Origin of the sequence: Dyadobacter sandarakinus, from assembly GCF_016894445.1 — a bacterium.
Lineage (GTDB): Bacteria > Bacteroidota > Bacteroidia > Cytophagales > Spirosomataceae > Dyadobacter > Dyadobacter sandarakinus.
Genome location: NZ_CP056775.1, coordinates 5228140 through 5247281, shown reverse-complemented (window position 1 = coordinate 5247281; position 19142 = coordinate 5228140). Strand labels below are relative to the sequence as shown.

Here is a 19142-nt window from a genome sequence, read left to right as displayed (position 1 = left end):
GTGCCCGCCTGCCGGCCGGATTGATAGACTGGCTTGTGCGAACAGTCGGTATTTCCCGTACATTGATCGATTGAAATGGCTGCTTACCTTTTTTAGGTGTAAGATTGCAGCCGAATGCAGCGTTTTCTGGCAAACGAACTAATTGAATCTATTCATGGACACACGGGCTGCCAAGAAATACCCACCGGTTTTCTTGCATATTTTAGGATGGAGCTTTCTGGGATTATTCCTGATGTGGCAGCCGCTCAGCTGGCAGATTGTATTCCCGATCTCATTCTGGATCAAGCAAACGGTACTTTTCACACTGCTGATCAGCATATTTTACCTCAACTACTATTTCTGGTTTCCTAAGTACCTCGCCAAGAACCGGTATATGAAGTTTATCCTGTTCAACATCATCTCGGTGGTGATGCTGGCGGTATGCATTGAACAGGTCAAAATATTTATTAATCACGGCGAGCAGATGGACCGTGCTTTTAAAGAAGCCAGGGAATTGAATGGGGATAAAAAGCCTCATGACCGGCTCGACTATTTCTCATTGCTTACTGCATTGATGGTCATAGGGTTAAGCACCAGCGTAGCTGCTGTAAGAACGGCCCAGATGGACAAGCAGTTCAGGCAAAATCTTGAAAAGGAAAAGATTAACTCGGAGCTGTCATTTCTGAAAGCGCAGATCAACCCGCACTTCTTTTTCAATACGCTCAATAACATTTACGCCCTGACGGTCATCGACGTGGAGGCGGCGCGGGAAGCTTTGCATAAGTTATCGCGGATGATGCGGTATGTGCTGTACGAAACGCAGCATGGCACCGTCCTGCTCAGTCAGGAAATTGCATTTGCCCAGGATTACATTCAGCTCATGCAGCTCCGCCTGACCGATAAGGTTACGGTACACCTGGACCCGCCCAGCCCGCTCCATGACGTTTCCATTGCACCCATGCTGTTTTTACCTTTTATAGAAAATGCGTTTAAACACGGTGTAAGTGCCGTACAGCCCAGCAGGATCGACATTCAGATCCGGCAGAGGGATCACAAGATTTTTGTAGAAATAAAAAATACCCTGTTTACCGACAAGCGCGCCATCCTTGATGAAAGCAATGGGATAGGCCTGGCCAATACCCAGCGCCGCCTCGACCTGCTGTATCCCGGCAAGTACCAGCTCGCCGTGAACGAAAACAAGGAAGAAAAGGAGTTTGAGGTACATCTGGAACTGGAAACTGCATGAACGTACTGAATTGCATTGCGGTGGACGATGAGCCGCTGGCACTCGGACTGGTTTGCGCATTCATTGAAAAAACACCTTTCCTCTCCCTGGCCGGACGTTATTCCAGCGCGGTGGAGGCTTTGCAGATGATTCAGAATGCGGCAATTGACGTCATATTCCTGGATATACAAATGCCTGATCTTACAGGAATCGAACTTGCCCGCATACTTGAAAAAGCGGGTAACAAGGCTCCCAGGGTTATTTTTACAACAGCATTTAACCAATACGCACTAGACGGCTTCCGGGTCGACGCTCTTGACTATCTCCTAAAACCCTTTAATTACGAGGAGTTTCTCCGCGCAGCTTCGAAAGCACAGAGCTACGCGGAACTCCTCCAAAAAGCATCGTCCTCCGGCTCACCCGAGCCGAAGGACGAATACTTGTTCCTGAAAGTGGAGTATCAGCTTGTACGCATTGCCTACGATGACATCCTGTATACCGAGGGACTAAAAGACTACGTAAAGGTGCATCTGAAATCGGACTCCAAGCCCGTACTTTCCCTGACCAGCCTCAAAGCACTCGAAGAAAAGCTGCCTCCTTCCCGGTTTATGCGGGTACACCGCTCATTTATTGTCAACCTGGACAAGATCAGTGCAGTAACCCGCAACACCATCCAGATCGGCACGGCCACAATCCCGGTGAGCGATCAGTACAAGGATACATTCAGCCAGTTTTTAAGTAAATGGATGTGAGCTGAGGTTTATTTCAGCTCTTCCTGCAAAAAGTGTCCGGTAAAGCTCCCTTTTACCCTGGCTACCTTCTCGGGTGTGCCTTCTGCAATAATGCGTCCGCCACCCGCACCGCCTTCGGGTCCCACGTCAATGATGTGGTCAGCTACCTTGATCACGTCGAGGTTATGCTCAATGATCAGGACCGTATTGCCTTTTTCCACGAGCTTGTTGAGCACATTGAGCAAATGCCTGATATCCTGAAAGTGCAGTCCGGTAGTAGGTTCATCCAGGATGTACAGCGTCTTACCGGTATCTCTTTTTGAAAGTTCTTCCGAAAGCTTCACACGCTGAGCCTCCCCGCCCGACAAAGTGGTCGCATGTTGTCCCAGCGTAATATAGCCCAGTCCCACATCATTCAGTGTCTGCACTTTCCGAAGCAGCCGCGGCTGATTTTCAAAAAATTCAAGTGCAGTTTCAACCGTCATATCCAGCACGTCGGCAATGGATTTTCCTTTAAACCGCACTTCGAGCGTTTCCCTGTTGAACCGCTTTCCTTTGCAGGTTTCACATGCAATGTGCACATCCGGCAGGAAGTCCATTTCGATCTTCTTCATACCGGCACCTTCACAGTCCTCGCAGCGCCCGCCTTTTACATTGAATGAAAACCGTCCTGGCTTGTAGCCCCGGATTTTCGCTTCGGGAAGTTCTGCAAAAAGGGTGCGGATATCCGTAAAAAGGTTGGTATAGGTAGCCGGATTGGAGCGGGGCGTACGTCCGATCGGCGACTGGTCCACCTCAATGACCTTATCAATGTGTTCAAGCCCATCAATGGATTTGTACGACAGCGGCTCTCTTCTTGATTTATAAAAATGATGGTTGAGGATCGGAAAAAGGGTTTCATGGATCAGCGATGACTTCCCGCTGCCGCTCACCCCTGTCACGCAGATCATCGTACCCAATGGAAACGATAGCGTCACGTTTTTCAGATTATGCCCGGTACAGCCTTTGATTGTAATGGCATTGCCGGTTCCTTTCCTTCTTTTTTTGGGTATTTCAATGGATGCACGTCCGCTGAGGTACTCGGCCGTGAGCGAGCCGTTTTCGAGAAATTGCTGCGGCGTTCCCGAGCCTACTACGTTGCCTCCGTGCCGGCCAGCGCCGGGCCCGATGTCCAGAATGTAGTCGGACGCCAGCATCATGTCCTTGTCGTGCTCCACCACCAGTACCGTGTTGCCCAGGTCGCGCAGACTTTTTAATGAGTTGATCAGCCGTACATTGTCACGTTGATGCAGGCCGATGCTTGGTTCGTCCATAATGTACAGCACGCCCGTCAGCTGGGTACCGATCTGCGTAGCGAGGCGGATCCGCTGGGCTTCTCCCCCGGACAATGTGCGCAGGGCGCGATTGAGCGTCAGGTAGTCAAGCCCCACATCCAGCAGGAAACCTACCCTTTTACGAATCTCTTTCAGCACCTCATGCCCTATTACCTGCTGACGTTCTTCCAGGCGGCCTTCCAGCCCGGTAAGCCACACGCCGAGCTGGCTGATGTCCATGTCCGACAGCTCAGCGATGTCTTTTTTATCAATCTTAAAATGTAAGGATTCCTTACGCAAACGCTTTCCATTGCATTCCGGACAGGTTTGCGTAGTCATGAAGTCTTTCAGCCATTCCAGGATCTTATCATTGCCGCTCTCCTGCTGTCTTTTCAGAAAATTGATAATCCCGTCAAACTTCGTCTCCCACTCTGTGCCGGGGTACTTTTTGGAAGGTACCTGCACTGCTTCCTCACTGCCGTAAAGGATTACTTTCACAGCCTCGGCCGGGAATTTCTCAATAGGCGTAGTCAGTGTAATTTTGAATGGCTTGAGAATCACTTCAAGCTGTTTGAAGATCCAGGCATCGCGATACTCGCCCAATGCTGTAATACCGCCCTTGCTGATGCTCAGGGAACGGTCCGGCAATATGGATTCTTCGGTAATTTCTTCAATAATACCCAGCCCCTGGCAGGTAGGGCACCAGCCATAAGGTGAGTTGAATGAAAATGCATTGGGCGCCGGATCGTCGTAGCTGATCCCGGACTCAGGATCCATCAGGTTTTGTGAAAAGTAATGTACTTCTCCTTTTTCATCCAGGATCATCAATGCACCTTTCCCCTGCTTGATGGCCGTCGCTACCGACTGGCTGAGGCGGTATCTCGATTGCGGATCATCCTCTTCCTTTTTAGGCACCACGCGGTCAATCACAATTTCAATATCATGGACCTTGTACCGGTCAAGCTGCATTTTGGGAGAAATATCCTGTACTTCGCCGTCCACGCGCACCTTGGTGTAACCCAGTCTTGCAATTTGTACAAAAAGCTCCCTGTAATGCCCTTTCCGGCCCTTCACCGCAGGCGCGAGCATGGTGATCTTCTTTCCTGTAAACTGACTGAGCAGCTGGTTGACGATCTGATCCTGCGACTGCTTAACCATTTTACGGCCTGTCACATAGGAGTAGGCCTCGCCTGCGCGGGCGTACAGCAGGCGCAAAAAGTCATAGATTTCGGTCACCGTCCCAACGGTGGAACGCGGATTACGGGAGGTTGTTTTTTGTTCGATGCTGATCACCGGTGAAAGTCCCGTGATCTTATCTACATCGGGACGTTCCATTTCGCCTATAAAGCCGCGCGCGTAGGAAGAAAAGCTCTCCATATAGCGGCGCTGACCTTCGGCATAAATGGTATCAAATGCCAGCGACGACTTGCCGCTCCCGCTTATACCGGTAACGACCACCAGCTTGTTGCGCGGAATACTGACGTCAATATTTTTAAGATTATGTTCCCGGGCACCTTCCACTTCGATCAGGTCAGGCCCTTTTACATCGGTTAATTCTGTTTGTTCCAAAATAATTTGACTTTGGTCGGATAAATTTTCAGCTGAAACTATTTACGGATAACCACAAAATCAGGCCAAGAGTTGCAAAAAATCAGGATGCTGTCCCTGACACACGAACGTATATAGACAATTGTTCAAACGGCTTTATTTCATCCATATACAAACATTTTCTTACTGAGTCACCGGCATAAAACTGCTAATAGTAACCAATAGTTATTTAATATTATTTATGAAAATTATGCTATCAATTACTTGCATACAGGTCTATTATTGTATTTTTAGATAAATAAATATTATTATTGACCGCCTATTAATCACTTTTACAAATTCATTTTATGGGAAAATTTTTACGGACAGGTTTGATGCCTGCTTTCGTGCTGGTGCTCATACTTTTGTGCAGTATTGGAGCACAGGCACAGGAACGCCGTGTTACCGGCAAGGTCACTTCTTCTGTGGACAAAATGGGCCTGCCGGGTGTGAACGTTCAGGTAAAAAACACAACTACCGGCACCGTAACTGATGCAGATGGTAATTTCACGATCAATGTCGGTACCGGAAACGATGTACTGGTGTTCTCTTCTATCGGTTTTGGCAAAAAAGAGATTACGGTTGGTAACCAGTCGGCCATTAATATCACGCTGGAAGATGATGTAAAAAGCCTGAGTGAAGTGGTTGTGACAGGTTATGGATCACAATCCAAGAAGGAGATCACCGGTGCGGTAGCCACGCTTGATGCCAAGCAGCTGCTTTCCACACCGTCTACCAACCTGGGCCAGGCATTGCAGGGCAAGGTTCCCGGTGTGGTAATCGGCAATGACAACAGCCCGGGCGGCGGCGTGTCGGTGCGTGTGCGGGGTTATGGTACGATCAATGATAACTCCCCTTTGTATGTGATTGACGGTGTACCAACCAAGGGTGTGGGTGCAAATGGGGTTTCCAACACGCTCAATACCATCAACCTGAACGATATCGAATCTATGCAGATCCTGAAAGATGCCTCGGCGGCGTCAATCTACGGATCACGCGCGGGGAATGGGGTTGTAATTATTACAACCAAGAGAGGAAAGGTTGGCAAACCCGTATTTACCTACGATACTTACTATGGTACCCAGCGTCCCGGCAAGCTGCTGAGCATGCTCAACACCGACCAGTATGCGGCACTGACCTGGGAAGCGCGTATCAATACGCTGAACCTTGCAGCGATGAAGGACGGCGCTTTTCCGCAAGGTACCGTGCTCACGTATCCCAAGCATGCACAGTTTGGCAATGCATCCGAACCGAAAGTTCCTGATTACATCTTCCCGTCGGGAGCCTACGAGGGTGACCCGCGCCTGGCGCAGAATGCCGATGGCAGCTATATTAATTACAGTACCGATGTTAACTCAGCCGATTTTAACAAAACCAAATGGCTGATCACCAAAGCCAATAAAACAGGTACTAACTGGATGAAGGAGATCTACCAGCCTGCTCCTATTCAGAATCACCAGATCGGAGTATCAGGAGGATCGGAAAATGGCCGGTATGCCATGTCGCTCAACTATTTTAACCAGCAGGGGCTGATGATCCATACCAGCTTCAAGCGGTATACACTGCGGTCCAATACGGAATTCAACATTAACAAGCGGGTGCGAATGGGTCAAAACTTCCAGGCGGGCTATGCTACCCGCGTAGGCCAGCCCAATGGTAACAATGCCGAAAGTAACCCTACTTCGTTCGCCTACCGCGTACCGTCAATCGTTCCGGTGTACGACGTAGCCGGTAACTTCGCAGGAACGCGCGGAACGGACATTGACAACTCCGTAAACCCGGTATCGCTCCTGTACCGGAACAAAGACAATGATCAGATTGAAGTAAGGCTGTTCGGCAATGCATATGCCGAGGTGGACATCCTGAAAAACCTGACTGCCAAAACCAGCTTCGGTATTGACTACAACCTGTACAACTACCGCAACTACGTGCCCCGCGACATTGAGTCCGCCGAAGCACGAAGCACCCAAAGCCTCACCACCACCAATAATTACGAATGGACCTGGACGTGGTACAATACGCTGACCTACAACATTCCTATTTCGACTACCCAGAAGCTGAACGTGCTGGTAGGTACAGAGTCGATCAAGAATTACTATGAAAACTTTGATGCTACCCGTACCAACTTTCTTGTGGATGCATTGGATAATCATTACCTGAGCGCAGGTACCGGCGTGCAGACCAATAATGGCGGTGCAGCCAACTGGCGGCTGGCTTCGGAATTTGCAAGAGCGAGTTACAGCCTGTCGGGCAGGTACCTGTTTGATGCGACTGTACGCCGCGACCGTTCATCGCGCTTTGCGGCGGCCAACCGCGTGGCATACTTTCCGGCATTGAGCGGAGGCTGGGTGATTTCGGATGAGAGCTTCCTGAAACCCACTGCTTCCTGGCTCTCTTATGCCAAGGTTCGTGTAGGTTGGGGACAAACAGGCAACCAGGAGATCGGTAATTATAATTCCTTTACCCAGTTTGCAACCAATCCCGCGCTGTCCTTTTACGATTTGAATGGTGCCAAAACATCAGCGATACCAGGCTACGAGCTGATCCAGTTTGGTAACCAGAAAGCCAAATGGGAAACAACCACTTCCACTAACATCGGTCTTGACGCCGCTTTGTTCAAAGGAAGCCTCGACGTTGCTTTTGACTGGTACACCCGCAACACCAGTGATATGCTCTTCCCCGTAGCACCTCCGCTGACTTCCGGCGTAGCTGCTTCACCTTTCCAAAATATTGGTTCCATGCGCAACCGGGGTATTGATCTTGGATTGAACTACAACGGGAAGCTGCTGGGCGGAGACCTTACCTATACCGTGGGAGGAAACATCAGTACCTACCGCAATGTGGTTACCCGTACCAATGGTGATCCCAATACCCAGTACTTCGGGATCAATGACGAGCGTATCCAGAACTTTGTGGTAACCCAGCAGAACTACCCGATCTCCTCGTTTTTCGGTTACCGGCACGACGGCATTTTCCAGACCGACGCCGAAGCGGCTGAGGCCCCGAAAAACAACCTGGGCTCGAATGAAAACCGGGCAGGGCGCTTCAAGTTTGTGGACGTAAATGGTGACAAGGTGATCGATACCAAGGACCTGAGCATCATCGGCAACCCGCACCCTGATTTTACTTACGGTATCAACCTGAATGTTAACTACAAAAACTTTGGGTTAACCTTGTTTGGGGCTGGCGTACAGGGCAACCAGATTTTCAACTACGTGAAGTACTGGACAGACTTCCCGACCTTTTTCGGTAACAAAAGTACACGGATGCTGAACGAGTCGTGGCGGCCGGGCAAAACCGACGCCATCCTGCCGCAGCTCAATTCGAGCGATCAGGTGAGCATCCTGCCTTCCGACTATTACCTTGAAAGTGGTTCATTTTTCAGGTTCAAGAACATTCAGCTTGCCTATTCACTGCCCAAAGGCATTGCCTCTAAGCTGGGCCTGGGTCCCTGCCGCATTTATGTTCAGGGCCAGAACCTGATCACAATTACAAAGTATTCCGGGATGGACCCTGAAATCAACCTGCGTAATTACGGTGCAGGTAACGACCGGCAGATTGGTGTGGATGGCGGTGCCTATCCTACTTCCAAGCAGTACATCGTGGGCCTTAACGTAAGCTTTTAGTCATTCCAGGACATTAATATTTATACCAATGAAAAAGATCGCTATACTGTGCTCATCCCTTGCGCTGGGCATTTTCAGCTCCTGCTCGGATTCATTCCTGGACGTTCAGCCCAAGGCTGCGCTCAATGCGGATATTCTGCAGAATAAAGTGGGCGTGAATGCCCTTCTTACGGGTGCCTATGCATTGCTCGACGGCTGGGCCACATCCGAGGGTGCCTACCGCTCCTACAATGTGGGTGCCGACAACTGGGTGTATGGAAGCGTAGCCTCCGACGACGCCTATAAGGGTACCAATGCGGGGGACCAGCCCCCCATTTCACTTATTGAAACCGGGAACATTGCGGCGGATAATATCTACTTCCGGGGTAAATGGAGGGGAATGTACGATGGGATTGCCCGCACCAATGACGTGCTGCATACGCTCGCCAAAGTTACTGATGTGACGGACGCCGAACGTACCCAAATCATTGCCGAAGCCAGGTTTCTGCGCGGGCACTACCATTTTGAGCTGAAAAAAATGTTCAACATGGTGCCTTACATTGACGAGACAGTGTATGACCCGAACAACCTGGAAAGCACCAAGCTTCCGAATACAACCGACATTTACCCTAAAATAGAAGAAGACCTCAAAGCTGCATACGAGGCACTGCCTGCCTCGCAGTCACAGCCGGGCCGCCCGACCAAATGGGCTGCCGGTGCCATGCTGGCGAAGGTTTACCTGTTTCAGAAAAAATACGGTGATGCCAAGACGATTCTGGAAGCCATCGTAGCGAGCGGCAAGTACAGGCTGGTAGACAAGTACCACGATAATTTCCAGGCATCTACCAACAACAATGCCGAGTCTGTATTTGAGGTACAATATTCTGTAAATGACGGAGCTGCCGGAGGTGAAAACGGAAACATCGGTTCCACGCTGAACTACCCCTACGGAGGTGGTGCATTTACCACTTGCTGCGGATTCTTCCAGCCTTCGGTAAACCTTGCAAATGCATTTAAAACGGATGCAAACGGACTTCCCCTGCTCGATACTTTCAATGAATCAGACCTCCCCAATGATCAGGGCATTGAGTCCACAGCTCCATTTACGCCGTACACGGGTACCCTCGATCCACGCCTCGACTGGACTGTAGGACGCCGTGGCATTCCTTACCTCGACTGGGGTATCCACCCGGGAAAAGCCTACGTGCGCGACCAAACCTACGGAGGACCTTACTCGCCCAAAAAACATGTTTCGCACAAGTCGGATCCGTTTTTTGCTTCCAACAACCGGCTTAATGCCAATAATTTCAGGCTGATCCGCTATGCACAGGTTTTACTCTGGCTGGCTGAGATAGAGGTAGAAAGCGGCAGTCTTGAAAAAGCCAGGGGCTATGTAAACCAGATCCGGGCACGTGCTGCCAAACCCGAAGGTTTTGTTAAAAATGCAGACGGTACACCAGCTGCCAACTACCTGATCAAAGAGTATCCGGGACCATGGACCGACCAGGCCTTTGCGCGAAAAGCAGTAAGGTTTGAAGAGCGCCTGGAACTGGCTATGGAAGGCAACCGCCGCTTTGACCTCGTACGCTGGGGCATTGCTGATGTAGTGATGAACAGCTACTATGCGGTGGAAGGAACCAAAAGGGCTTACCTGAAAGGAGCCCAGTTTATAAAAGGCAAACACGAGTATTTCCCGATTCCGATCCAGGAAATCCTCAACAGCCAGGTAGGCGGAAAACCCACGCTGACCCAAAATAACGGATATTAAACTCTCAACCCTGTCAGTGAGAAAGCCGGTTCGCTTGCGACCGGCTTTTCTTTTTGTTTACGGAGCAATACCTTTACATAACCGGCAAACAGGACCAGTTATGAAAATTACGAACGAAAGTGAATACGAGCAGGCTTCCGAGCGGGCCGACGAGCTGTGGAGTGCTAAAAAGGGTACGCCAGAAGAGAATGAGTTACAGGAGCTCCTCAAAGCCATCAAGGCTTATGAAGATGATTTTATAAAAATGCTGCGCAATAGTGACGATGTGCTTTAAGGAGCTACATCTGACAACAGCTTTTCCAGCTCATTGGGACCAAGATCCGGCCTGACCTGTTTATCATAAATGGTCAGCAGGATAACTTCTTCCTTAGCGACCAATACACAGGTAATTACTCTTGCCCCACCACTTTTACCCTTTCCTTTGCTTTTGATTGAAAGGCGTACTTTATAGCAGTTCCGGCCCAGTGGCGTGCCTACAATGGGATTCAGGGCCAAAGCATTTCCCAGCTCAGAAAGCTCTTCCTTTAAAGAACTATATTTTTTGATCAGCTTTTTTGCCTCCTTTTGAAAAGTGCCGGATGCCCGAACTTCAAACATTGGAAAGAAAATCTTTCAGAGTAGGCAGTACAACTTCTCCATTTTCATGCTTTCGTACCTCTTCAAGCCCGAGACGAATTTTGGAAAGAAGCTCAGTTTTTGACATCGAATCATCATCTCCCACCAACACAGAGGCAAGCTTGATCCTTTCTTTTTTTGGAAGCTGCTTTGCAAGTTCCGTAAGTTGGCTTACTGACAAACGAATTTTGGTATCAAGCTGTAATGTTGTTTTCATAGCATCATCAGGAAAGAACTTCAATTTACGAAACTATCCCAAAAGCTGTACGTTGACTCCCTCCACTTTACCGGTGCGGGTCATGAAGGGTTCAATGAGCGAAGAACGGACCTCTACGGTGAGGCTGCATTCCATTTCAAAGGCCTGAGCGAGAACCGGCAGCTCCATTTCCTTTACAATCCGCATCACATCGTTCATTTGCAAATACCCGAAATGCAGCTGGTAAGTGCTAGAAAAATGTCTGACGATGATTTCAGCTGCATTGAGTGCTTCTTCGGTCGCGGTTTTATAAGCATTGATCAACCCCGGAACTCCCAGCAGCGTCCCCCCGAAATACCTTACGACTACCACCAGCAGATTGGTAACATCTTTGGAATACAGCATATTCAGGATCGGGCGACCTGCTGTACCTGCAGGCTCGCCGTCATCACTCATCCGGTAGCTCATCCGGTCGGTACCGAGGCGATAGGCGTAGCAATGATGTACGGCTTTGGGATGTAGCTCGTATAGTGCAGCCAGGCAGGCTTTCGCTTCGGATTCGTTGTGCAGCGGATAGGCGTAAGAAAAGAATTTACTCCCTTTGTCTTTGAAAAAACCTTCTGCTGGTTCCGCGATGGTGCGGTATGTATCGTCAAACAGCACGGGTGCGGCGTTTTTTGAACTGGTAAATTGTAACCGTGTACGCCAGTGCAGCCAGGGCAAATCCTGCCATGGAGAAGAATACGAGCGGAAGATTTTCTCTTTGATTTTTAAACAAACCCGCCGACAAAAATGCGCCCAAACCAATACCTGCTTCCAGCGAAATAAACATGGTGGCAATGGCCCTGCCGCGGTTATTGTCACCACTCAGGTCGACCGTCCAGGCAGACAGTACCGGCGACAAAATGCCCATCGCCATACCAAAAAACGCCGCTCCGATCAGGAACAAGGTAATGCTGTCGGCATAGCCGGTAATGATCATCGCACAGGTCAGTACACAGCAGCCGGCGATGGTAACGGGCATACGGCCATGCTGGTCGGAGATTTTGCCTGCGAAAAGCCTTATTAAAATAGAGAATAGCGTAAAAACCATGAAGTAGTACCCGCGATTGGTCAGGCCGAGGTAAGTACTGAAATCGGGCGTGACCGTAGAGACGGCCCCGTAGCCGAAGTAGCACAGAAAAGTAATGAGGGCCGGACTGAGTACGTCAGGCTCAAAAATATCCCTGCGGGTAATCTTAAATGCATCCACCGAAAGCCGCTGCTTTTCCTTCAGAGTCTCCTTCATATTGAGCAGAATGGCAATGGAAAGAAACGCGAAAAATGAAGAGGTATAGAAAAGTGCATTCAATGAAAATGCCTGGCTGATCAGACTCCCGATCGCCGGACCAAAAGCGGAGCCGACGCCCATGCACATGCCGTGAATGCCCATGGCCTCACCCCGGCGATTGGCCGGAACAATGTCGGCCACATAGGCTGAAGTACCTGTAGGCTTGAAACCGGTAGAAAAACCATGTACCAGCCGGAGGAGCAAAAACGGCATAACCGTCGTAAAAACGGGATATAAAAACCCGCAGACAAAGCAGACCAATGACCCGAAAGCCATGACCGGCACACGCCCGATCCGGTCGGTGAGGCGGCCACTGAATGGGCGCGACAAGCCCGCTGTCAGCGTAAAAAGTCCGATGATTGCTCCTTTGTAATCGCCCCCGCCCATGGTTGAAAGGTAGCCCGGAAGCTCGGGAATAAGCATATTGAAACTGGAAGAGAACAAAAATGAGCTAAGGCCCAGCAACCAAAATTGTGTCGTGAATATTCCGGCAGAAGCATTATTTTGCATCGGGCAAAAATACGAGGATCAGCATAATAGTTTTCCATACTTCTTCTTTTTTACCAATTTTAGAGCATGGTTCGCATATTTTACAAAGAGGGAAGGCTGATCAAGCGGGAGAATGATATCCGGGAACTTGGACAAATTAAAAACCTGGTTTGGGTTGATCTGCAATCTCCATCGCCGGAGGAGGAAGAGTGGGTAGAGAACAAGTGCAACATCAGTTTTCAGACACCCCAGGAAATTGTAGAAATCGAAAGCAGCTCGCGTTTTTTTGAACAAAACGATACCATTAACGCCAACTCCAACTTTCTGAGCATTGATCGTGACGGATATGAAACTTACCCGGTTTCATTCATTCTGCACCATAATGTGCTTTTTACCTATCGCCGCGGAGACTCAAAAACGTTTGCTGATACGGTCAAGAAAATGAAGGTCAGCCAGGAGAGCGTGCATACCGGCGTGGACTTCATGCTGCTCCTGCTCGAAACACGCATTGAGGCCGATGCCGATTCACTGGAAGGGATTTCGCGCGACATTTCGGCAATCAGCAAGAACCTGACGCATGAGCAGAAAGCCCGGCAGGAAGTACTGATCCGCATCAGCGGTCTGCAGGAAATTACCATGATGCTCCGCGAAACGAGCATAGACAAGCAGCGGGTACTTTCAGGGATATTGCGGAGCCAGTATTTTCCGGAAGAGCGCAAGGAGCATTTGCGCATTATTTTGAAAGATATCAACTCCCTGCTGGAATATACCACCTTCAACTTCGAGCGGCTGGAATATCTGCAGAACACCTTTATGGGTCTGATCAACCTGGAACAAAGCCAGGTGATCAAGATTTTCACGGTAGTGACGATCATTTTTATGCCACCTACGCTCATTGCGGGTATTTTCGGAATGAACTATAACCATATTCCGTCCACTGCGGAGCCGTGGGGTTTCTGGGTGTCGCTGCTGCTGATGGTATTTTCTTCCCTGATTGTCCTGTGGTTTTTCAGGCGAAAGCGGTGGATATGATCAGGCTTCTTCGGGTACTGCGTAAAAGTTGAAAGTTTTCCACTTGTTCATATCCCTGGGTCCGGCCAGGTGGCTGATTTTTGCATTTTCATCAAAATCAGAGAAGTAATACAGCTTGTAACCCAGCTCGGTAACCATATGGTAAAGCTCTGCCCGCTCTTCGGGAGTTGCTTTGGGAAAACATTCGGCCACCAGCACGGGCTTGTACTTGCGGATAAGCTCACTGATGGAACGGATCACCTCCATGTCAGCTCCTTCCACATCCACTTTGATGAATGCCAGGCGTGACAGGGCTGAGGTATAGTTGGCTTTCAGGTATTGTTCGAGATTAATGCCCTTGATCTTTTCGGGAAGCTGAAATGCACCCTGGTCTTCCACTACTTCATTGGAAATGCCCCCATTCCCGAATGATGCCTCCGATGAGCTGTAAGAAAATTCCCCTTCCTCCTTCGTAATCGCATAGGGCAGAGGCACAATGTTGGTTTTGTCCGGATTGAGCGAAGCGTTGATCTGCAGGATCTTGAAAACATGCGGATTGGGATCAAATCCGATGGTCGTGCCCGTTTTGCCTGCTGCCAGTGCCATCGGAACAGTAGTATCCCCGATATTGGTGCCGATATCAATGCAGAGACTGCCTTCGCTGATGAACTTTCTGTAAAAATTCACCTCGGCCTGGGTAATGGTTTTGGGTGAAACAAGGGGATTCTGCCAGTTGGCAAATGAAACTTCACCTTCTTTTTCCAGCGGGAAAACATTGACAATGTGCGGATATTCCTGAAACTGGCGCCTGGCTTTCTTGCGGGCCAATGATTTTTTGAAATACTCAAACATGTAGTGGTAAAGCTTAGGTATGATAGATCTGTTTTTAGCGGGTAAATAGCGGCTCAAAATACGACTTTCATCAGGTATTCCGCCGTTCTAATGGTAATCTAATAATAAATGTAATTAACGACGTCAAATAAGGCGGTAATTCCTGAACTCGAACAGGCGACGGCCCGTCTTTTTTTCAAACCAGTAAAGCAGTGCATCTTTCAGCCTGAATTTTTTGCGCGAAATATCAAAGCTCACATTCCAGGTCTGCCGGCCGATCCGGTCCTGCATGACAGCGGGGTGAGTACCTTCAAATACTTTCAGCGAGTCAAATTCCTCATAGTCAAAGAAATCCTCAGACTGAAGTATCTTTTCCCACGCTTTATCCTCATGCCAGAACCGGCTTACATTTTTCATCTTGGTCTTCATCTGCACGGGGCTTTTCACCCATCCATAATGGTACACCGCGGCTCCGGAGTGCTTCACTTTCAGCTTTTCTCCTCCCCTCCTGAACCCCTGCGCATCGCGGTAGGCTGATATGGGCGTGCCGGCCGGCGTTTTTTCGTACCGGATGATACGAATTTCGCGCCGGTACCATTTGCGGCTGTCGCCTACATAATCGTAGGTGCCGTAAAAGTGCAGGTAGTCAAACAAAAGTCCCTCCACCTCCGGATTATCCTTGTACCGGCGGCAGCTTTCGAGAATGCTGTCGTGGTATTTTTCATGCACCGCCTCATCGCCCTGGATGTAAAATGCCCAGTCGGTATCCGGCGAGACGTGCTGCAATGCTTTATCCGTTTCCACAGCCAGCACCCTGCCGCCTTCCCGCAGCGACATATCCCACTCGGTCTCTACAATCCGTATTTTATCAGACCCGATGGACCTGATCAGCCCAAGCGTATCATCGTCGCTGCGGCCCACGCTCACCACCATTTCGTCTACAACCGGCAGGATGGACGTAATCGCCTCCACGATGGGATAATCATTGATGACGGCATTTCTGATGATTGTAAACCCGGAAATTTTCAATGTAACAAGTTGTTAAAACAGGTAAAAAGAGGCTGATTTCGATAAGGTATTGGCTCCCGCAAAGTTAACCGAATATTAGGAAGCAAGCGGCCGCACGGGGGTGCAAATAGACTCTTCTTTCCTTGAAATTTCAACCCAAAGCCCTTAGATTTGTTTTCCTCCATGCCCGGCAACCGAGGCCGGGATTGTCTAACGTTATAGGTCATATCCGCGTAAATATTAAAAATCCAATTATGTCACAAGAAATAATCAGACAGGAACCCCTGTTGACGGAAGATCCTTTGCGGTTTGTGTTGTTCCCGATCAAGCATTCGGATATCTGGGAAATGTACAAGCGCCACGAGGCTTCCTTCTGGACTGCGGAAGAGATTGACCTTTCGCAGGATATGAAAGACTGGGAGAACCTCAATGACGGTGAGCGGCACTTTATATCACATGTACTCGCATTTTTTGCTGCATCTGATGGTATCGTAAACGAAAATCTCGCTGTCAATTTTCTGAGCGAAGTACAATATGCCGAGGCCAAGTGCTTCTATGGTTTTCAGATTGCGATGGAAAACATTCACTCCGAAACCTACTCGCTCCTGATTGATACTTACATCAAAGATCCTGTCGAAAAAGATCGCCTGCTCCGCGCAATCGAGACGATCCCATGTGTGCAGAAAAAAGCAGAATGGGCATTGAAGTGGATCAACAGTCCCGTATTTGCAGAGCGTATCATCGCATTTGCTGCTGTTGAAGGCATTTTCTTTTCAGGTTCGTTCTGCTCTATTTTCTGGTTGAAAAAACGCGGACTCATGCCAGGGCTGTCGTTCTCCAATGAGCTGATTTCGAGAGATGAAGGCCTGCATTGCGAATTTGCGTGCCTGCTTTATACCCAGCATATCATGAACCAGCTGCCCAAGGAGCGTGTGATCGAGATTATGGTGGATGCGGTAGAGATCGAGAAAGAATTTGTGAGCGAAGCATTGCCGGTATCGCTGATCGGTATGAATGCGGAGCTGATGAAGCAGTACATCGAGTACATCGCCGATTTCTGGCTCGAACGCCTCGGCTGCCCGAAACAGTACGGATCTGCCAATCCTTTTGACTTTATGGAGCTGATCTCACTGCCTGGCAAAACCAATTTCTTCGAAAAACGCGTAGGAGAATATCAGAAAGCCGGTGTGATGAGCGGGATCAAAGACAAAGAGTCAGGTAACAAAATTTCGTTTGATTCGGATTTTTAATCGACTTGGCCGCCGGCCCTTAGACTCCGCTCAGGGTGACAAAAGTGAGGGCTTGCCATATCGAATGAGCCGGAACTTTTGTCAGGCTGAGCGCACCGGGCCGCCGGGCGATCGAAGCCAGATCGAATGAGCCGCAGCCCTTGTCATGCTGAGCGGAGTCGAAGCACCCCCGGCCGCCACGCCTCAAACTTCTTCCAGCAACTTCCAAACAAGTTCGCTTTCATAACCTTTGGCCAGAGCATATCTGGCCAATTTTTGTTTTAGGATGAGCTGATTGGTTTCGGTCTTTTCCAGTGCAACCTTCTTCTTCTCCAAAAGCTGCTTCAGATTGGCCACATAATCCACGTCGCCGATCTCTTTCATGCCGCTTTCAATGCTGTACTTGCTGAGGCCGCGGCGGCTGAGCTCCTGACGTATTTTCATCCTGCCCCAGTTCTTGATCCTGAACTTGCCGCCAGCGTAAGTTTTGGCAAAACGTTCCTCACTGAGATAGTTCATGGCAATGAGCTCGGCAATGATTTCGTCGGCTTCGTCGCCCCAGACGTTCCACTTTTTAAGCCGCAGCTTTACCTCATCCTGTGTGCGTTCCTGGTAGGCACAATAGGAGGCTGCCTTTTGTAAAATGAGCCTGTCCATGGTTTTACCGTCGTGTTAAATATTTGTAATGCTGCAAGAATAAAGAAAATATCTGACCGGGATGATTATTTTTGAAACCACTAATACCCGTGCCAGCCTTGTAATCTGCCAAACCCATGTTTTTAAAAAGAAGATCATTTCTGCAACTCTTACCTGCTATTCCGGCGCTCCCGCAACTGCACCAAAAAAGCGGGGAAGGCAAGGCCGCCCGCATTGCATTGCGTTTTATCGTTGCCTCCGACGGACATTTCGGCCAGCCGGATACAGATTATAAAACGTTTCATGCCGACCTGATCAGCTGGGTTAACCGTGAAAAATTGCAGAAAGGTGTTGATTTTCTGTTTATCAACGGTGACCTCATTCACGACGATCCTACCCTGCTGTACGATTTTAAAAGTACCATTTCTAACCTGCGCGTGCCTTTTTATGTGAGCCGGGGAAATCATGATAAAGTGGGGCTGGATGTGTGGCAGAGTACGTGGGGATACCCTACCAACCATAGTTTTGCCAAAGGTGAGTATGCATTTGTGGTGGGCGACACGTCCAACGAAAAGGGCGAGTACGTTTGTCCGGATGCGGCCTGGCTGCGCACCGAGCTGGCCAAGTATGGTGAAAAGAAGGGGATTTTTGTTTTCCTGCACATTACCCCTGCCAAATGGACCGTCAACGGGATTGAATGCAAGGAAGTGATTGAACTGTTTGAGCAAACGCCGAATGTAAAAGCGATTTTCAACGGCCACGACCACGACCAGGACAGCACCAAGCAATACGGCAAAAAGCCTTACTTTTTTGACGGGCATTTCGGCGGCAACTGGGGCACGGCTTACAAAGGTTACCGGGTTGTGGAAATTTACGAGGATCACAGCTGGCAATGCTACCAGTACAATCCCACTGCGGCCCCGGTTTTGAATACTTTTTCGGGGAAGGGGTAAGGCCCACCTCGTTTCGCTTACATTCAAAATTGGTTATCTTTGCAGGCCAAACTATACACAACAATGAAAGCATATCATCATAAAAAAGCTGCGCAGCTAATCAATTATTTTGCCGATTATAATGGGGGTGCAATCAATAAAATGAAAGCATTCAAGCTCATTTGGCTGGCAAACAGGCTGCATCTTAGAAAGTATGCGAGAACGATTACCGGCGATGTCCACTATGCCATGTCGTGGGGACCGGTGCCTTCCAATACTAAAGAACTCATTGAAAGTAAAGTATCTGTATCATCTACGGAAAAACATTATTTTGATCAATATTTGATTCTAGACGGGCATCTGATTCGTTCCGTCGAAGCTGTAAACGCAAAAGTATTTTCAGAAACTGATCTCGAAGTAGCTGACGAAATATTGAAGCATTACAACTCTCTCGATCAATTCGAACTCGTCAATTATTCTCACTATTTCCCCGAATGGAAGCGATTTCAGGAGAAAATTGAGCAGTCAGGTTCCAGCTACAAGATGAACCTGAGCGATTTCTTTGAAAACTACATCGATGAAAAAGGCCTCTTCAATGATTCTCAGGAAGACCTGAGCCTTACGAAAGAGATTTACTTCGAAACTGCAAATTCTTAA

The 19142-nt window shown here is 49.0% G+C and carries 17 protein-coding genes; 9 read left to right on the top strand and 8 right to left on the bottom strand.

Going from position 1 to position 19142, the window contains the following annotated elements; genetic code table 11:
- Window positions 1–154: 154 nt before the first annotated feature.
- Window positions 155–1225, top strand: a complete 1071-nt coding sequence (locus HWI92_RS21670; RefSeq protein ID WP_204659187.1) for a sensor histidine kinase — start codon at window positions 155–157, stop codon at window positions 1223–1225.
- Window positions 1222–1956 carry a LytR/AlgR family response regulator transcription factor gene (locus tag HWI92_RS21665; protein WP_204659185.1) on the top strand — a complete coding sequence of 245 codons (735 nt, stop codon included), beginning with the start codon at window positions 1222–1224 and terminating at the stop codon, window positions 1954–1956. Before HWI92_RS21670 ends, HWI92_RS21665 begins: the two co-directional genes overlap by 4 nt.
- Before the next feature lie 8 nt (window positions 1957–1964).
- On the opposite strand, the gene uvrA is transcribed toward HWI92_RS21665, so the two are convergent.
- Window positions 1965–4817: an excinuclease ABC subunit UvrA gene (gene uvrA / locus HWI92_RS21660; protein ID WP_204659183.1), complete on the bottom strand. Its 2853-nt coding sequence runs from the start codon at window positions 4815–4817 to the stop codon at window positions 1965–1967.
- A 326-nt stretch (window positions 4818–5143) separates the two neighbouring features.
- Between uvrA and HWI92_RS21655 the strand changes: the two genes are divergently transcribed.
- The 3 genes from HWI92_RS21655 (at window position 5144) to HWI92_RS21645 (ending at window position 10482) form a co-directional block, all read left to right on the top strand.
- Window positions 5144–8461: a SusC/RagA family TonB-linked outer membrane protein gene (locus HWI92_RS21655; protein ID WP_204659181.1), complete on the top strand. Its 3318-nt coding sequence runs from the start codon at window positions 5144–5146 to the stop codon at window positions 8459–8461.
- A gap of 28 nt (window positions 8462–8489) precedes the next feature.
- Window positions 8490–10208: a RagB/SusD family nutrient uptake outer membrane protein gene (locus HWI92_RS21650; RefSeq protein ID WP_204659179.1), complete on the top strand. Its 1719-nt coding sequence runs from the start codon at window positions 8490–8492 to the stop codon at window positions 10206–10208.
- A gap of 100 nt (window positions 10209–10308) precedes the next feature.
- Complete coding sequence (locus HWI92_RS21645) at window positions 10309–10482, top strand: hypothetical protein (RefSeq protein ID WP_204659177.1); 174 nt, start codon at window positions 10309–10311, stop codon at window positions 10480–10482.
- Here the strand turns inward: HWI92_RS21645 and HWI92_RS21640 are convergent.
- The 4 genes from HWI92_RS21640 to HWI92_RS21625 are packed head-to-tail and all read right to left on the bottom strand — an operon-like array spanning window position 10479 to window position 12859.
- Window positions 10479–10805, bottom strand: coding sequence for a hypothetical protein (locus HWI92_RS21640; protein ID WP_204659175.1), 327 nt, complete (start codon window positions 10803–10805; stop codon window positions 10479–10481). The two genes, HWI92_RS21645 and HWI92_RS21640, sit on opposite strands and share 4 nt — an antisense overlap.
- The gene (locus tag HWI92_RS21635) at window positions 10798–11040 is read right to left on the bottom strand and encodes a hypothetical protein (protein ID WP_204659173.1); all 243 of its coding nucleotides are present in this window, start codon (window positions 11038–11040) and stop codon (window positions 10798–10800) included. The genes HWI92_RS21640 and HWI92_RS21635 overlap by 8 nt, the downstream gene beginning before the upstream one ends.
- A 33-nt stretch (window positions 11041–11073) precedes the next feature.
- A complete protein-coding gene (locus tag HWI92_RS21630; RefSeq protein ID WP_204659171.1) occupies window positions 11074–11682 on the bottom strand; it encodes an IMPACT family protein in 609 nt (202 codons plus the stop codon).
- Entirely contained in the window at window positions 11672–12859 is a 1188-nt protein-coding gene (locus HWI92_RS21625) for an MFS transporter (RefSeq protein ID WP_204659169.1), read from the bottom strand. Before HWI92_RS21625 ends, HWI92_RS21630 begins: the two co-directional genes overlap by 11 nt.
- 66 nt (window positions 12860–12925) lie before the next feature.
- On the opposite strand from HWI92_RS21625, the gene corA reads away from it, so the two are divergent.
- Window positions 12926–13870, top strand: coding sequence for a magnesium/cobalt transporter CorA (corA, locus tag HWI92_RS21620; RefSeq protein WP_204659167.1), 945 nt, complete (start codon window positions 12926–12928; stop codon window positions 13868–13870).
- Here the strand turns inward: corA and HWI92_RS21615 are convergent, their stop codons facing one another.
- Together HWI92_RS21615 and HWI92_RS21610 are read right to left on the bottom strand one after the other, a co-directional pair.
- Window positions 13871–14701 (bottom strand): FkbM family methyltransferase, encoded by an 831-nt coding sequence (locus tag HWI92_RS21615; RefSeq protein WP_204659165.1) that lies wholly within the window; start codon window positions 14699–14701, stop codon window positions 13871–13873. It lies immediately after the preceding gene.
- A gap of 123 nt (window positions 14702–14824) precedes the next feature.
- Window positions 14825–15709, bottom strand: coding sequence for a glycosyltransferase family protein (locus tag HWI92_RS21610; protein ID WP_204659163.1), 885 nt, complete (start codon window positions 15707–15709; stop codon window positions 14825–14827).
- 233 nt (window positions 15710–15942) lie between these two features.
- Here HWI92_RS21610 and HWI92_RS21605 point away from each other — a divergent pair, with 233 nt between their 5' ends.
- Entirely contained in the window at window positions 15943–16938 is a 996-nt protein-coding gene (locus HWI92_RS21605; protein ID WP_204659161.1) for a ribonucleoside-diphosphate reductase small subunit, read from the top strand.
- Window positions 16939–17121: 183 nt separating this feature from the next.
- Here the strand turns inward: HWI92_RS21605 and HWI92_RS21600 are convergent, their stop codons facing one another.
- Window positions 17122–17574, bottom strand: coding sequence for a regulatory protein RecX (locus HWI92_RS21600; RefSeq protein WP_204659159.1), 453 nt, complete (start codon window positions 17572–17574; stop codon window positions 17122–17124).
- A 116-nt stretch (window positions 17575–17690) separates the two neighbouring features.
- Between HWI92_RS21600 and HWI92_RS21595 the strand changes: the two genes are divergently transcribed.
- Together HWI92_RS21595 and HWI92_RS21590 are read left to right on the top strand one after the other, a co-directional pair.
- Complete coding sequence (locus tag HWI92_RS21595; protein WP_204659157.1) at window positions 17691–18506, top strand: metallophosphoesterase family protein; 816 nt, start codon at window positions 17691–17693, stop codon at window positions 18504–18506.
- Between the two features lie 63 nt (window positions 18507–18569).
- Complete coding sequence (locus HWI92_RS21590) at window positions 18570–19142, top strand: Panacea domain-containing protein (RefSeq protein WP_204659155.1); 573 nt, start codon at window positions 18570–18572, stop codon at window positions 19140–19142.

Coding starts and splice junctions, on each gene's coding strand:
- HWI92_RS21635 (WP_204659173.1), bottom strand. CDS start 11,040: ATGAAAACAACATTACAGCTTGATACCAAAATTCGTTTGTCAGTAAGC.
- HWI92_RS21615 (WP_204659165.1), bottom strand. CDS start 14,701: ATGTTTGAGTATTTCAAAAAATCATTGGCCCGCAAGAAAGCCAGGCGC.
- HWI92_RS21670 (WP_204659187.1), top strand. CDS start 155: ATGGACACACGGGCTGCCAAGAAATACCCACCGGTTTTCTTGCATATT.
- HWI92_RS21640 (WP_204659175.1), bottom strand. CDS start 10,805: ATGTTTGAAGTTCGGGCATCCGGCACTTTTCAAAAGGAGGCAAAAAAG.
- HWI92_RS21600 (WP_204659159.1), bottom strand. CDS start 17,574: ATGGACAGGCTCATTTTACAAAAGGCAGCCTCCTATTGTGCCTACCAG.
- corA (WP_204659167.1), top strand. CDS start 12,926: ATGGTTCGCATATTTTACAAAGAGGGAAGGCTGATCAAGCGGGAGAAT.
- HWI92_RS21645 (WP_204659177.1), top strand. CDS start 10,309: ATGAAAATTACGAACGAAAGTGAATACGAGCAGGCTTCCGAGCGGGCC.
- HWI92_RS21595 (WP_204659157.1), top strand. CDS start 17,691: ATGTTTTTAAAAAGAAGATCATTTCTGCAACTCTTACCTGCTATTCCG.
- HWI92_RS21605 (WP_204659161.1), top strand. CDS start 15,943: ATGTCACAAGAAATAATCAGACAGGAACCCCTGTTGACGGAAGATCCT.
- HWI92_RS21590 (WP_204659155.1), top strand. CDS start 18,570: ATGAAAGCATATCATCATAAAAAAGCTGCGCAGCTAATCAATTATTTT.
- HWI92_RS21655 (WP_204659181.1), top strand. CDS start 5,144: ATGGGAAAATTTTTACGGACAGGTTTGATGCCTGCTTTCGTGCTGGTG.
- HWI92_RS21625 (WP_204659169.1), bottom strand. CDS start 12,859: ATGCAAAATAATGCTTCTGCCGGAATATTCACGACACAATTTTGGTTG.
- HWI92_RS21650 (WP_204659179.1), top strand. CDS start 8,490: ATGAAAAAGATCGCTATACTGTGCTCATCCCTTGCGCTGGGCATTTTC.
- HWI92_RS21665 (WP_204659185.1), top strand. CDS start 1,222: ATGAACGTACTGAATTGCATTGCGGTGGACGATGAGCCGCTGGCACTC.